This window comes from Alkalibacterium sp. s-m-28 (assembly GCF_054658175.1).
On the sequence record NZ_BAAGIQ010000211.1, the window covers coordinates 1 to 948 of the forward strand.

Here is a 948-nt window from a genome sequence, read left to right on the forward strand (position 1 = left end):
AGCGTTTCAAGGTACGCATGAATTTCGCTTTGGCTTCTTTCGAAGGTCTGTAACGACAGACCCCATTCACTGTGGTTATCAGACAACCCAAGAACTTTAAACGTGTTGGGGAACCCACTTTACTTTTCTCTTGGTTGACAGTTAATTTCAGGTCTTTTTCAATGAAGCGAGTGATACTTTGGAGCACACGTTCACCGGCTCGTTTTGACTTCACAAAGATGACGAAGTCATCAGCGAACCGGACGAAAAGGTGCCCTCTCTGCTTCATTTCTTTATCCAGTTCATGTAAGTATACGTTACTGAGTAGGGGCGAAATCACGCCACCTTGTGGTGCGCCTGTGTTACTTTCTACGAATTCGCCAGACAGATCTATGACACCGCTCTGTAAGAACTTACGGATAATTTTTAGAATCATCTTATCCTGTATATACTGTTCGAGATAGTACATCAGCTTATCATGATTGAGTGTATCAAAGCACTGTTTCAAGTCACAATCGACAGCTACTTTATAGCCTTGCTGATAATAGTCGACACACTCTTTCAAAGCTGTATGATTGCTTTTCCCTTTACGGAACCCATGACTGTGTGGGAGAAAATGTTTATCAATGATAGGCTCTATCACTTGTCTGATAGCTTGCTGGACCACTCGGTCCCGCACGACGGGAATACCTAGTTTGCGTATCCCACCGTTAGCTTTTGGAATTTCTACCCGTCTTACAGGTTGAGGTCTATACGAACCGTCTAGAAGTTTCTTCCTCAGATAAGGATAAACTTCTAATATATGACTTTCCACCTCGCTAACTGTCATTCCGTCTACTCCAGCAGCTCCTTTATTTCGTCTGACGACTTTAGCTGCTGTGAATAGATTCTTCTTACTTACAACGAGACTCATAAGAGACTCACCATACTTGTCTTTATGTTCACCTAGGCGATTACTCCGCACATCTA

At 42.9% G+C, this 948-nt stretch carries 1 protein-coding gene; it reads right to left on the reverse strand.

Annotation, left to right across the window (positions count from 1 at the left end):
* On the reverse strand, positions 1 to 943 hold a 943-nt coding region (gene ltrA / locus ACYQ4S_RS11980), incomplete at its 3' end, for a group II intron reverse transcriptase/maturase (protein WP_459771378.1).
* Between the last annotated feature and the right edge of the window lie 5 nt (positions 944 to 948).